12 protein-coding genes are annotated in these 13,619 nt (G+C 60.5%); 9 read left to right on the top strand and 3 right to left on the bottom strand.

Features of this window, described 5'->3' with window-relative positions; genetic code table 11:
- Window positions 1-18 precede the first annotated feature (18 nt).
- From ACFVTJ_RS11425 to ACFVTJ_RS11410, 4 genes are all read left to right on the top strand, one after another.
- A complete protein-coding gene (locus ACFVTJ_RS11425) occupies window positions 19-1,059 on the top strand; it encodes an ABC transporter permease (RefSeq protein WP_386907389.1) in 1,041 nt (346 codons plus the stop codon).
- A 10-nt stretch (window positions 1,060-1,069) separates the two neighbouring features.
- Window positions 1,070-2,047 carry an ABC transporter permease gene (locus ACFVTJ_RS11420; protein ID WP_386907387.1) on the top strand — a complete coding sequence of 326 codons (978 nt, stop codon included), beginning with the start codon at window positions 1,070-1,072 and terminating at the stop codon, window positions 2,045-2,047.
- Window positions 2,048-2,051: 4 nt separating this feature from the next.
- Window positions 2,052-3,593 carry a sugar ABC transporter ATP-binding protein gene (locus ACFVTJ_RS11415; protein WP_386907386.1) on the top strand — a complete coding sequence of 514 codons (1,542 nt, stop codon included), beginning with the start codon at window positions 2,052-2,054 and terminating at the stop codon, window positions 3,591-3,593.
- A 282-nt stretch (window positions 3,594-3,875) separates the two neighbouring features.
- Window positions 3,876-4,391: a disulfide bond formation protein B gene (locus tag ACFVTJ_RS11410; RefSeq protein WP_386907384.1), complete on the top strand. Its 516-nt coding sequence runs from the start codon at window positions 3,876-3,878 to the stop codon at window positions 4,389-4,391.
- Between the two features lie 31 nt (window positions 4,392-4,422).
- Here the strand turns inward: ACFVTJ_RS11410 and ACFVTJ_RS11405 are convergent, their stop codons facing one another.
- A complete protein-coding gene (locus ACFVTJ_RS11405; protein WP_003585610.1) occupies window positions 4,423-4,980 on the bottom strand; it encodes an HNH endonuclease in 558 nt (185 codons plus the stop codon).
- A gap of 238 nt (window positions 4,981-5,218) precedes the next feature.
- Here ACFVTJ_RS11405 and ACFVTJ_RS11400 point away from each other — a divergent pair, with 238 nt between their 5' ends.
- The 3 genes from ACFVTJ_RS11400 to ACFVTJ_RS11390 all read left to right on the top strand — a co-directional run bounded on the left by ACFVTJ_RS11400 (window position 5,219) and on the right by ACFVTJ_RS11390 (window position 7,245).
- Window positions 5,219-5,608, top strand: a complete 390-nt coding sequence (locus ACFVTJ_RS11400; protein ID WP_386907381.1) for a hypothetical protein — start codon at window positions 5,219-5,221, stop codon at window positions 5,606-5,608.
- A 146-nt stretch (window positions 5,609-5,754) separates the two neighbouring features.
- Window positions 5,755-6,357: a transglutaminase-like cysteine peptidase gene (locus tag ACFVTJ_RS11395; protein WP_386907379.1), complete on the top strand. Its 603-nt coding sequence runs from the start codon at window positions 5,755-5,757 to the stop codon at window positions 6,355-6,357.
- A 96-nt stretch (window positions 6,358-6,453) separates the two neighbouring features.
- Window positions 6,454-7,245: a metallophosphoesterase family protein gene (locus tag ACFVTJ_RS11390; protein WP_386907377.1), complete on the top strand. Its 792-nt coding sequence runs from the start codon at window positions 6,454-6,456 to the stop codon at window positions 7,243-7,245.
- Between the two features lie 97 nt (window positions 7,246-7,342).
- Here the strand turns inward: ACFVTJ_RS11390 and ACFVTJ_RS11385 are convergent, their stop codons facing one another.
- Window positions 7,343-9,031 (bottom strand): dihydroxyacetone kinase family protein, encoded by a 1,689-nt coding sequence (locus tag ACFVTJ_RS11385; RefSeq protein ID WP_386907375.1) that lies wholly within the window; start codon window positions 9,029-9,031, stop codon window positions 7,343-7,345.
- 338 nt (window positions 9,032-9,369) lie between these two features.
- Here ACFVTJ_RS11385 and ACFVTJ_RS11380 point away from each other — a divergent pair, with 338 nt between their 5' ends.
- Together ACFVTJ_RS11380 and ACFVTJ_RS11375 are read left to right on the top strand one after the other, a co-directional pair.
- Window positions 9,370-10,623 carry an arsenic transporter gene (locus tag ACFVTJ_RS11380; protein ID WP_386907374.1) on the top strand — a complete coding sequence of 418 codons (1,254 nt, stop codon included), beginning with the start codon at window positions 9,370-9,372 and terminating at the stop codon, window positions 10,621-10,623.
- A 147-nt stretch (window positions 10,624-10,770) separates the two neighbouring features.
- A complete protein-coding gene (locus ACFVTJ_RS11375; protein WP_386907372.1) occupies window positions 10,771-12,795 on the top strand; it encodes a hypothetical protein in 2,025 nt (674 codons plus the stop codon).
- Window positions 12,796-12,949: 154 nt separating this feature from the next.
- Here the strand turns inward: ACFVTJ_RS11375 and ACFVTJ_RS11370 are convergent, their stop codons facing one another.
- Window positions 12,950-13,606: a DUF2161 domain-containing phosphodiesterase gene (locus ACFVTJ_RS11370; RefSeq protein WP_386907370.1), complete on the bottom strand. Its 657-nt coding sequence runs from the start codon at window positions 13,604-13,606 to the stop codon at window positions 12,950-12,952.
- Window positions 13,607-13,619: the final 13 nt, after the last annotated feature.

The following is a 13,619-nucleotide window of genomic DNA, read 5'->3' as shown; positions in this document are numbered from 1 at the left end:
CAGTACCGGGACAGTTTCATGACCGTGAACGATAGTTTGCTCGCAAAAGGCACACAGGACACAGACGAACGAATGGGTTCCAGCCTGTCGCAAAGCCGTTTTTTCCTTACCAACGAATTCGGCCTCATTTTGCTGATCGTCGTCTTCGCCGTCATTTTCGGCGTGGCGGCCAGCGGCTTCCTTTCGCCTTTCAACCTGTTCACGCTTGGCCGTAGCGCTGCGATCAACATCATGATCGGCCTGTCTATGATGGCGGTGATCGTGACCGGCGGCCTCAATCTCGCCGTCGGCGCGATTGGCGTCTCGGCGGCCATGGCCTGCGGTTATCTGATCGAGGTGCTTGGCGTGCCGTGGCCGCTCGCGCTCATCGGCAGCCTTGCCACGGGCGCAGCACTCGGTTTCATCAACGGCTGGACCGTCATCCGCACGGGACTGCACAGCTTTATCATCACACTTGCCACCATGAGCATCTTTTTCGGCGTCATGATATTCCTGACGCGCGCCGAGGCCTATCGCGGCCTGCCACCGATCTTCGCCGCCTTCGGCAAGATGAAACTTGCCACCTATTTCTCACCACTGCTTCTCGTCACGCTCGCAACCGCGCTGGCCCTGTCCTTTCTCTACCGGTCCACCGTTCTTGGCCGTGAAATGCTGGCGGCGGGTGCGCGCCCCGAGGCGGCGGAACTATCAGGCATTCGTGTCGACCGCATCTTTATTGCCTGTCACATGCTGTCGGGCCTGCTTGCCGCGCTCGCAGCCCTGATGCTGGTGACGCGCACAGGTGCGGCCATTCCTTCCATGGCCGGCCAGCTCGGGCAGGACTGGCTTTTGCCCGCCTTTCTCGGCCCTGTTCTCGGCGGCACGCTGCTGCAAGGCGGTAAGGTTTCGGTGCTTGGCACCTGCCTTGGCGCACTTCTGGTCACCATGCTGACCAGCGGCCTGCTGCTGCTCCAGCTCGGTGAATTCTGGGTCCAGACATTTCTTGGCCTGCTGCTGTTGCTGGCGGTTTTGATGGATAAGGCGCGGCGAAGCTATCTCGCCCGGCGCAATCTGGCTTGAGGACTGGACGATGACGACTGACAACACCCTTCTTCGCCTTGCCAGAACCGACTGGTTCGGCCCCCTGCTGGTCACGGTGCTGGCAATTGTGCTGATCCGTGGCTTCAGCCCCAACTTCCTGTCTTCTTTCAATATCCAGATCCTGCTTCTCGCCATCTCGGTCAACGCGCTCATCGCCTTTTCGCAGATGATCATCATCGCCATCGGCCAGATGAACCTCTCCGTCGGTGCGATCGGGGGCCTTGCGGCAATCTCCTTTGCGGGGCTGATGCAGGTCTGGGGGCTTCCGGCGCCGGTCGCTGCCATTGCCGCGGTGCTGATCGGCATTGTCTGCGGCATGCTCAACGGCCTGCTGATCGCCATCACCGGCATTTCCGCCTTCGTCATCACGCTGGCAACACTGTCGATCTACAAAGGTATCAACCTTGGCATTACGCGGGCAGAGCCCTTCTACGGTGTACCTGAGTCAGTGAAAAACTTCGGTTCGGCCCTTATTGCCGGGCCCATTCCGTGGCTTGCTGTCCCGACCATCGTCATCGCATTTTCCCTGTGGTTCATGCTGCGCCGCCAGCCGATCGGCCGCTTCATCCTTGCCATAGGCGGCAACAGCCACGCGGCGGAGCTTTCCGGCATTTCGGTGCGCACCACGGTGATCGTCGCGCACGGCATTTCCGGTCTTCTTGCATCTGTCGCGGGTATCCTGCTTGTCTCCCGCCTGCAGATCGGCCAGCCTTCCATCGGCGACGATTGGCTCATCCTCTCCTTTGCCGCGCCCGTCATCGGCGGTGCCGTGCTGGCGGGCGGGCATGTCAGCGTCGGGGCAACCCTGCTCGGCGTCGTCATCGTGGCGATCATCACGCAGGCACTCGTGTTGTTCTCCATCGATCCGTTCCTCGTCCAGGTGGTGCTGGGCGCAATGATCCTCGCCGCCGTTGGCATCAACCGCCTGCGCGAAACGCATCTCGGCAAAAAGACAGGGAAGGCCTGACATCATGGACAAGCAACCCGTCTTTCAGGCACGAAACATCGAAAAAGTCTTTCCCGGTGTCAGAGCCCTCAAGGGCGTCAATCTTTCGCTGCAACCCGGCTCGATCCACGCGCTGCTGGGTGAGAACGGCGCTGGCAAATCGACACTCATCAAGGTCATCACCGGTGTCCATCATCAAACCAGCGGCCAGATCCTTGTCGATGGACAGGAGGTGCGCTTCGGCAATCCGCGCGAAGCGATTGCGCGCGGCATCGGTGTCGTGCATCAGGAGCGCAACCTCATTCCGCGCTTTTCGATTGCCGAAAACATCCATATGGAAAAGCTCGGGGCCCACTATCTCAAACCCATCGACTACGCCGCGCTGAACCGTGAGGCGCGCCGCTGGTTGCAGGCTCTCAATCTGGAAATCGATCCGGCAACGCCAGTATCGGAGCTCTCCGTCGCACAGATGCAGCTTGTGGAAATCGCCAAGGCGCTTTCCCTGCAAAGCCGGGTTCTTCTGCTCGATGAACCCACCACATCGCTGACGCCGAGTGAGACGGACAATCTCTTCCGTATTCTGCGCCGTCTGCGCGACGATGGCGCAAGCCTCGTCTTCGTCAGCCACAAGCTGGAAGAGGTTCTCGACATCTGCGACCGGGTGACAGTGCTGCGGGATGGTGAAAACGCCTGCGAAAGCCGCTCCATGGAGGGTCTCGGACGACAGGATCTCGTACGCCTGATGATCGGACGCGCTGAAGGCGGCGGCGGCTGGCGCAAACGCGCGGTCGAACACAATCCGATGGTGCTGGAACTTGAGAACATATCGACAGCGATCGGTCACCGCGATGTCAGCCTGTCCGTGCGCAAAGGCGAAATTGTCGGTCTTTACGGACTTGTCGGCGCCGGGCGTACTGAGCTCGCAAAATCAATCATGGGAAAATTCGCGGTCACGACCGGCAATCTCCGCATTGCAGGCCGGCCCGCCCGCATCCGCTCCGTTGCCGAAGCGATCCACGAATATGGCGTCGGTTATGTCAGCGAAGACCGCAAGGGAGATGGTCTCATTCTCCAGCACTCCGTTCTGGCCAATGCGGGCGTTCCCATCTGGCGCAAACTCTCAAATGCATTCGGCGTGCTTTCGGATGGGCGCATCCGTGCGGCGGTGACACCTTTCCTGCAAAAGCTGGAGGTGAAGACGCCAAGCCTCAGCCAGACCGTGGGCAACCTCTCAGGTGGCAACCAGCAGAAGATCAGCGTCGCCAAATGGCTTGCCGCCGATGTAAAACTGCTGATCGTCGACGAACCCTCCGTCGGCATCGACATCAAGACCAAGGCCTATCTGCATGACCTGCTGCGCGAGCTGGCAGATAACGGCACTGCCATTCTCGTCATTACCAGCGATATGCCGGAAATGGTGGCGCTCGCCGATCGCATTGTCGTGATGGACCGCTACAGCGTGAAGGGTACAGTGGAAAATAACGGCGTCTACGCCGATATGAGCCAAGGCATCATGGCTTTCATCCATCGCTCGCAAGAGGGCGAGGCCCACCTCCATCAGGCATAGTTCTCACCACTCCGAGCTTCCGCTACCCGAGGGCATCAATTTTCCTTGCCTCGCGCGGCGCGTCGCAGGAAACCTCACCGGTCCCTGCCCTCGGCGCGCTCACGAAACTTTGCTTGCTCATCCCGCCAGGAGTGCCGGGCTTTCATTTGCCAGATGCAGCGGACTGGATTAGACGAATCCCGTTACACCCGTGAAGACCGCGACTTAATTTCGCCATCACGCCCGCCTTTTTGAAAGCCCGTCCGGGATATCTGCTTCTTTTCGAAGTTTGAGGAAAACAACATGGCCAATGCGACCACCGCCGACAACAGCCGCACGCTCGCCGCTCTCGGCGTCACGGCAGGGATGATCTTCACCGTCGGCTCCGCCCTCGGTTTCCAGCATATTGGCGGTTATACGCCCTGCGCGCTCTGCCTGTTGCAGCGCGATCCCTATTATTACGCCATTCCGCTGGGCATATTGGCCATTGCGACCAGCGTCTTCAAACTGCCGACCCAGATCACGCGGCTGCTTCTTGCCCTGATCGGTGTCGCGATGCTGATCGGTGCCGGGCTTGGCGTCTATCATGCCGGCGTGGAATGGGGTTTCTGGGCAGGCCCGATCACCTGCGCGACCGGCGCACCTTCCATCACCACCAATGCCGGCGATCTGCTGGGCAATCTGAACGCCATCAAGGCACCCTCCTGCAACGACGCTGCGTTGCGGGTGCTCGGCCTTTCTTTTGCGGGCTGGAACGTCATCGCAAGCGTTGCACTTGCGGCAGTCGCCTTTTTTGGCGCGAGCCGTAAAAGCCGGTAAGCGGAAAAACCGCGTTGCAGTCTCTGAAAGGTCAGGGCTGCAGTTCGGTATCCCAGTAAAGATAGTCCATCCAGCTTTCGTGCAGATAGTTGGGCGGGAACAACCGTCCGTTATTGTGCAGATCCTGAACCGTCGGCTGGAAGGGCTTCTGCGCCGGGAACATGCCCGCCTGCTTGGGAAGCTTGCTGCCTTTTTTAAGGTTGCAGGGCGAGCACGCCGCCACGACATTGTGCCACGTTGTTTCACCGCCATGCGCGCGGGGGATGACGTGGTCGAAGGTCAATTCGTCCCGCGTGCCGCAATACTGGCATTCGAACTTGTCCCGAAGGAAAACGTTGAAGCGTGTAAAGGCGGGATTGCGGGTGGGCTGCACATAGGTCTTGAGGCTGACGACACTCGGCAGCCGCATGGAAAAGCTGGGGGATGACACCGCGTGATCATATTCTGCAATGATGTTCACACGGTCTAGAAATACGGCCTTGATCGCGTCCTGCCAGGACCATAACGACAAGGGGTAATAACTCAGTGGCCTGTAGTCTGCGTTCAGAACGAGCGCCGGCAGGGCCTGTGGTGAAACTGCAATCGTCAAGGGCTTCTCCTGAGCGATTCGGCATCTGCACCTGTATATTAGGTCCGTTGTTACAGGATTGTGAAGCCTATAAATGCAGCGGCAAAGAGCTTAATTTTTAAGCCCCGGAAGGGCCGTTTTCGACTTCCTGGAGGCCGGGCGATGCCATTGCCATGTGGCATCTTGGGCCGATGCGGCGGGAAGGCGATTCGGCCAGCCACAAAATCATTCTCACGGCGGACGCAATATCGGTGGTATGATGACCTTCAACGAAAAACCAATGCGCGCCTGCCGTGGCAAATATGCGGCAACGGCGGCGTCCGGCATTGCTTCGTTGGAGGAAACGGTCATGAGGTTGCGCATGCGGCAGGCAACGATAGTGCGGGGCAGCCTGGCGGCAGGGGTTCTCTCCGTCATGATCGGCCTCGCGACGGGTGCCCATGCCCAGCAATACCAGAATTTTGAAGTGACGCCGGATGGGCGCGGCGGTGCGCAGGGAACCCTCGGCGGGCGAAATTTCGAGGTTTACCGAAATTATGACCGGCCGCCGGCGGGCGGCACCTCACCCGAAACACGGCGCGAACTCAGGCGGGCCGCCCCGCAACAGACCTGTGTCGTTGACAGCGAGGGTCAAACGCGCTGCAGGTGAGCGCCGGCCCGCTCATTCAGACCGCTTTCAGCTTGCCGTGACAAAATCGGATTTCACTAAAATGCAATCCATCGACTTAAACGGCCTGCAAGAAAGGGCCGCTATGGTGCCAGCACAAGAGAAGACAACTGTGCAGGGGCAAGGACATGGCGAAGAAAAAAATCCGTCTGGCAAAGATTTTTGCCGTCGCCGCCGGCGTGGCGGCAAGCATTGCGACAACGGCGTCGGCCGTACCGCTTGGCCTCGCCCAGAAGCCGGGTGCCGCTCGGCCCGGCCAGTTCATGCCGACAAGCCGCCCGACCATCGCGCCCATTGCCTTTGCGAAATTCTGCGACGGCGCCGCTGATCAATGCGTCCGCATCGGCGACGGCGACATGGTCGAGCTGACAAAACAGACGCGCATGGAACTCCAGCGCATCAACGCCGAAATCAACACCTCGATCCGCTATGCCAGCGAGCCGGACGGTGAAGACGACTGGAAGCTGAACCCGGCAAGCGGTGACTGCGATGATTTCGCGGTGACCAAGCGGCAGCGCCTGCTGCGCGCCGGCTGGCCCTCGGGCGCGTTGCGCATCGCGACGGCCCGTACCACTGATGGTATCGGCCATGCCGTCCTGGTCGTCAGCACAAGCCAGGGCGATCTGGTTCTGGATAACCGCACCAACGTCGTCAAACCGTGGAAAGCGGTCGATCTGAAATGGATCAAGATCCAGTCACATGAAAACCCGCGCGTCTGGCTTAAACTCTAGACCGCCGGAAACACATATTTGGGGCTTCATTCGAGTAGGCCCCGGCAGATAATCGATCACTCTTGACCTTGTGCGGGAGAGACAGTATCGGCAGCTATGCCCAAGGTATTCAACTGGATTCGCGGTCGTAAGCAACCAGCCCCCCGCGACGACCGGAGGCGGCGCAGAATAGACCTTGGCGACAAGCCGGCCTCCTTCCCCATTTACGCCATTGGCGACGTCCACGGCAGCCTCGACCTGCTTTTACAGGCGGAGCGGAAAATCCTCGCCGATCTGGGCCCCGATCCCTCCCCGGCGCTGGTGGTCCTGCTTGGTGATTACGTCGATCGCGGACGCGATTCCCGCGGCGTTCTCGACCATCTGCTGCGAGCGCCGCCCGCGCCGCTTCGTCGTATCGCGCTTTGCGGCAACCACGAGCAACTCTTCCACGATTTTCTCGAAAATCCGCAGGAGAATATGAACTGGCTGGACTTTGGCGGCCGCCAGACGCTTCTGTCCTACGGCGTCGACATCGACTATTTCATGCACAAGGGTAAGCTCAGGCTGCAGCCATTCAGGGATGCGCTGCTTGGCGCAATCCCGCCGAGCCATCGTCAGCTTCTATCCAGCCTGCCCATTTACGCCCGGATTGGGTCCTCTATCTTCGTACATGCGGGTTTGAGGCCGGGATTGCCGCTGGATGCGCAGACCGATGAAGACATGCTATGGATCCGCGAACCTTTCCTGTCACAGGGGGCCGGACTGGACCTCCTTGTCGTCCACGGGCACACGCCGGTCGAACAACCGGAGACCGGCCCGCGGCGCATCGGCATCGACACCGGCGCCTTTACCACGGGCAGGCTTACCGTTCTCAGGCTCTCGGATGCGGGTTTGCACTTGATCGGCTGAGCCTTCGACCCGTCAATGACCGTTCTGCAATGCATAGAATGAGACAGCAGAATATCACCGCCACCGCTCCGTCAATAAACCCGGGATACGCCTATCCTCAAGCCCCCCCGATCGCTTCGAGCCAGATGCCGACGGCGACCGCGCCGCCGTCGGGATGGCCGACAGCCCGCTCACCAAGATAACTTGCGCGTCCAAGCCGCGGCTTCATCGAAGCCGTCGCCCCAGCACCCGCCAGGCCTGCCGCCACGGCGGATCGCCATGCTTCCTCTGCCGAAGCGCCTGCCGCAAGTTTGTCCCTGAACGTTTCTGCTGCCGGATGCAGCGCATCGATCATCGTCCGGTCGCCCGGCTTCGCACCACCCAGTTCCGTAACGGCAACGACCGCCGCCGCGAATGCTTCCGCCATCTGTTGGGCCGTTGGCTGGTCGATCCCTGCCAGCTGGCGTGAAGCGCGCATGAGGCCGGTGGCATAGAAGGGGCCCGAGCTTCCGCCGATTGCCTTGCGCATTGCATTTGCCATCGCCATCAAACCATCGGAGACGTCACCGAAGCTCTCTTTCGGCAGTGCAAGGATTGCCTCGCCACCACGTATCATGCTGGCGCCAAGGTCCCCGTCACCCGCAACACTATCAAGCTGCGTCAGCCTGGGCTCCGCGGCGATCAGGGCTTTCGCGGCCCGCTCTGCAGCCGAACGCAGCCGATCACCAGCTGCCGTCCTCCTGTTTGCCGCAATCACAGCCTTTTCCGCCTTTGCCGAGGGCAGAACCCGCGCGTGGTTTACCGCACCGCCGCGCGGCCACGCGCCAGCATCGGTTGGCGCATCGATGAGGCCTAGCGCTGCGTCGTCAACCTGCATGACGGACAACGAAAAACCCGGCATATCAAGCGCCGACAGGAAAGTGCCGGCCCAGGCCCGTTCCACGACGATACCTTTCGCCTCCAGCTGCGCGACCGCCGACCGTGCCACGATGGCGAGTTCCATCGGCGGCGTGGACCCCAAACCGTTGACAAGCAGCGCGACGCGATCTCCGCCGGCAAGCTTGCCATCGGCTTCGATCGTTTCGATCACCAGCTTCACCAGCGTATCGGCCGATGCAATGGGCATCCGCTGCACGCCCTGTTCGCCGTGAATGCCGAGCCCGACTTCGATTTCGACCTCACCCAGCACGAAGCCCGGCTTGCCCACGGACGGCAGCGTGCAGGAGCCCAGCGAGATACCCATGGAGGATAGCCTGCCGGCAGCGTGCCGGGCAATACGTGCGACCTCTTGAAGAGGAAGCCCCTTTTCCGCCGCGGCCCCGGCGAGCTTGTGCACAAGCACCGTCCCCGCAATCCCGCGGCGGCGATCGAGAGGAACCGTGTCCTTCAGGGCAACGTCATCGGCGACGACAACGATCTCGACAGGAATTCCTTCGGCTCTCGCCAGCTCGGCCGCCAGTCCGAAATTCAGCCGGTCGCCGGTATAATTCTTGACGATGACAAGGGCACCGGCAGGTCCCGCCGCAGCCCTGATACCGGCGAGAACCGCATCGGTACTCGGCGAGGTGAAAACATCGCCCGCCACCGCGACCGTCAGCATGCCCGCACCGACATAACCGGCATGAGCCGGCTCGTGCCCGCTGCCGCCACCCGATAGCACCGCCACCTTGCGCTTTTCCGCCACTGGCAGACCAGACCTTATGACCACGTTCTCATCCTCAAGCAGGATGGTTTCGGGGCTGAGCGCCACGATGCCCTCCAGCATGTCCCGGACAACGGTGGATGGGTCGTTGATGAGCTTCTTCATGCCTTACTCCTCGATGCAGTGCGTCAGCTGGCGGGTCGGTGCCGGCATTTGCTCGTGCTGGAAAACGTGCAGATGCCATTTGAACCGTGAACAAGCACGATCTCCCCGCCGATTGCAACCGCCGCGCATCGACGGAAAGCGTCGAGCACGGAACACTACCAGCCTTCTCGGCTGTGCAATTCTCGGCAGACTTCTGGTCAGCCAGCTTCCAACATTGTATAGGACGCCGGTGATCTCTCGTTTTCTCGACAGGCCGCCCCGTCGCGAAAAACAATACTGAAATAACCTGACGCAACCCACCACCTGATCAACCTCAACAACGAGCATCAAGGAAACACATGAGCGCTGCGTATTATACGGCGGCCATCGCGGTCGCGACTGCGGCAGGCGTGGTCATCAGGCCTTTCCGATTGCCCGAGGCCATTTGGGCCGTCGCCGGAGCGCTGCTGATCCTCGCGCTCGGTATTCTGACGCCTGCGGAAGTCTGGTCGGGGGTGATCAAGGGTCTCGACGTCTACCTCTTCTTGACCGGAATGATGCTGCTGTCCGAGCTTGCCCGGCGTGAGGGCCTGTTCGACTGGGTTGCCGCCGTCGCGATCTCCTACGCCAGAGGGTCTTCGCGGCGCCTCTTCGTGCTGATCTACCTGATCGGCGTGATTGTGACCGCGCTTCTTTCCAACGACGCAACCGCCGTTGTCCTGACGCCCGCCGTTTATGCGGCATGCCGCGCTGCCAGGGTCAAGGATCCCCTTCCTTACCTCTATATCTGCGCCTTCATTGCCAATGCCGCGAGTTTCGTGCTGCCGATCTCCAACCCTGCCAACCTCGTCATTTTCGCCGGCGGCGAGATGCCGCCGCTGTCCCGCTGGCTGGACACCTTCCTGCTGCCGTCGATTGCGGCAATCGTCGTCACCTTTCTCGCCCTTTACTGGTCGCAGCGCCGTGTTCTCGCCGAAGACACCGTCGCGGATCGGGTGGAACGCCCCACCCTCAGCCTGCCTGCGAAACTCGCGGGCGCCGGCCTGCTGGCAACTGCCGCCGTACTGCTGTCAGCCTCTGCATTCCACATGGACCTTGGCCTTCCGACGTTCCTTGCCGGCGTGATCACGACCATCCTCGTTCTTGCCATCGTGCGGCAGAACCCGGTGGAGATCATCAAGGATGTGAGCTGGGGTGTGCTGCCGCTCGTTGCGGGTCTGTTCGTCATCGTCGAGGCTGTCAGCCATACGGGCATCACCGCCGTGGTCGCCGAGCAATTGAAGGCGCTGAGCCTGCATTCCGAGGCACAGGCCATCGGTATTGGCGGCGTGGCCGTCGCCCTCTTCTCCAACCTCGTTAATAACCTGCCGGCTGGCCTCTTCGCCGCAAGTGCCGTTCAGGCTGCACAGGTGCCAGACAATGTCACCGCCTCCGTCCTGATCGGCGTGGACCTGGGACCGAACCTGTCGGTCACTGGGTCGCTTGCAACCATCCTGTGGCTTTCAGCACTCCGGCGCGAAGGCCTGCACGTGAGCGCGCTGGACTTTCTCAAACTGGGCGTCGTGGTCATGACACCGGCTTTGCTGGCGTCGCTTGCAACATTGCTGCTGTGACCTTCGCAGAAACTCGACGATCACACCGGAAACTGCGAAGGGGTTATCGCGAAATACGCGCGGTTTTCCCCTGACAGCGGCTTGCGCAGCAACTTTTGCGTGCTTAAAAGGCGCACAGTCTCATTTGGCGTCACAGAGGACGAATTCTTGGAACAGACAACTACACAGACCGGCAAGGGCCGGCGTAAGGCTCTATGGGCGGCGGTTGCGATCATTGCCGTTGCCGCAGCAGGTGTCGTGGGAGGCAAAACCTTCTACCAGGCCAAGGTCAGCGAACTCGTTGCCCGCAGCGGTGCCACGGCCGGTTCTGTGGAAGTCGATTTTCTTGGAAAAATCCACGTTCGCGATCTGACATTGCCGCTCGAAGAGGGCAAAAACATCAAGATCGCGGCCATCGACGGACGCCCAAAATTGCCATTCCTGGACGGCGCGCTGGACATGAATGACATCAATATCGATATGCCCGCCGGGAAAATCTCGATGGCGCATGCGCGTGTCGAAAATGCCGCCTTTGAAAGGCCCGCGACAGCAGCAACCGATGGCAACGCCCATTCTCTCGCAAAGCGCATCGAGCGCTTCGCGACATCGCGCATCTCCACGCCGGAGCTGACCCTTACCCAGTCCATCACGACCAGCGAGCAGAAGACCGTTTACAAGAACGTGGCTTTCTCGGATATCGCCGGCGGCCGGATCGCCCGTTATTCCATCGACAAGGCCAACTTCGATATCCAGATGGATCTGCCGGACAATAACGGCGCCATGGAAAAGAAGCATATGGCCGTCTCGACGGGCGCCATCGCCGGTCAGGATATCGACGTCGCTTATCTCGCCCGGCTCTATACGGAAAAGGCCGGTCCGGAAGACAAGGACGCAAAACCTCTCTACGGTCCGCTGTCCGTCAGCACGATTTCGTTCTCGGAAGGTGATGGTCAGTTCAGCTACGACGAAATCCGCAGCAATGGCTTCACCGCCCGCATGCCGGCCGAACCGCTTCTGGAAACCTTGAAAGCCCTTACGGCTGACAAGAAGCCTGAGGAGCTTTCCCCGGAGGAACGCCAGGCCTATTTCAAGAAGGTCATCTCCATTCTCGATATTGTCGGCAAGAGCGACATGCAGATGATCGGGTTCAAGGTGGACGCGCCTGACGAAAGCGAGGGAGCGGCCGGCAAGAGGATCAAGGCGACCATCAACCGTATCGACATGCAGATGGACGGCCGCAAGCTCGATTTCGGTCTGAATGGCATGTCGATCGGCAATGGCGACGATACGATCAAATTCGATGAGGCAAGCCTCAAGGGTTTTGACTGGAGTTCGACGATCGAGGCAATCTCCCAGCTCGCCGCTCTCGATGATACGCAGATTGAGACCTTCCCGTTCAACCGTCTGATACCCGAGCTGGGTACGTTCCGTGTCGGCGGCATCAATGTCGATGTGGCTGCGCCCGAGAAGTCGGACGAAGAAGAAACACAGGATACTTCAAAGGGCACACCGGACCGCATCAAATTCACGCTCAAGAATTTCGAGATGGGACTGACGAAGCCCTTCAACGGCATCCCGACGGATATCAAAATCAGGCAGGACGATCTCTCCCTCCCCATCCCGGCTGACTCGTCGGAGGAGGTTTTCGTCGAGGCGCGCAAGCTGGGCATCGAGTCGCTCGCCCTGTCCTATGGCCTCTCCGCGGGCTGGGACCAGCCGAACAACAATCTGATGATCCGGGAAATCTTCTTCAGCGGCAAGGATATTGGCAGCGTCAATTTCTCCGGTCTGGCGAGCGGGTTTACCGAAGAGTTCTTCTCCTTCGATATCAATCGGGCCCAGGCTGCGCTCTTCGGGCTGGCTGGTCGCGAGGTAAAACTCACGATCAAGGACGAGGGTTTGATGGCCAAGGCGATCAAGCTCTATGCCCTGCAGAACGACATGACCGAAGACCAGGTACGCGCCACCCTGACATTGGTGGCAAGTGCCCTGCTGCAGGAAGTCGCGGCTGACCAGCCGAAGCTGCAAAATGCGGTGGAAGCGCTCGGCCGCTTCATCAGCACCCCGGGAACGCTGACGGTCACGGTCAAGTCGACAGGTGCAAATGGCCTCGGCCTTCTGGACCTCGTTGCAGCATCCGACAATCCGATGCTTCTGCTCGACAAGGTCGACATTCAGGCAACGGCGGAATAAGCCGCTGCCGTTTTAGAACATCCGGAGGGCCGCAAAGGCCTTCCGGTTTTATGAAATGCGCGGGTACACTCGTCACGAGGGGGAAGGCCGACCCCTGCCTTTGCGACGGTCGATCAATATCGACCTCATCGACGCCCGCGACCGGCAATTCGTCTCAGATTGCCGGTTGCGGCCATCGCTGCAGCGCTTCCTGCCCGGCCTCGGTCAGGCCATAGACGCCCCGATCAAGCCGTTCGAACCAGCCATAGACATTCGCAAGCAGAATCTTGCCCGCATCCGGCACGCTGGACCTGATCTGCCGCACGCGCATCGGCCCCGATGCCAGCGCCACGGCGCAGCCAAGTGCCTGCTGGCGGTAGGCGGTCATGATCGGTGCGCGCGTGCTGCCACCCACCGCCGGATCACCGCGCCGCCTCTGGTGTTCGCGCATCAGCCGGGAACGGCGTTTCGGATTGGTGCGCGGCATGGGGGTCACAGAGCCGACGATAATGCTGACATCGCCGGCATCGGAAATACCGAGCATGCCGATCCCGAGCCTGCGGCAGAGATCCCGGTAGCGTTTGTCGGCCTCACGCCCCCTGCCCTTGGCCGAGACCCGCGCCGCAATCCAGACCTCGTCCGCGACAGCCGCGCGATCGACCGCCTGCAGGATAAGTTCCAGATTGAAGCTCAGTTTCAGCTCGCAGATCACGACAACGGCGGGGTCGTCATCGCTCAAACCAACGAGGTCGCAACCACCAACTTCACCCTTGACGGTGTAACCAGCCATTTCAAGAAAGTCTTTGACGGGCAGATAAAGCGACGTTTCCATGTACCAGTGGGTT

The organism is Agrobacterium sp. NPDC058088, from assembly GCF_042885035.1.
In the GTDB taxonomy this organism is placed as follows: domain Bacteria; phylum Pseudomonadota; class Alphaproteobacteria; order Rhizobiales; family Rhizobiaceae; genus Agrobacterium.
The sequence above is the reverse complement of the archived record's forward strand: the minus strand, read 5'-3'. Positions and strand labels throughout refer to the sequence as shown.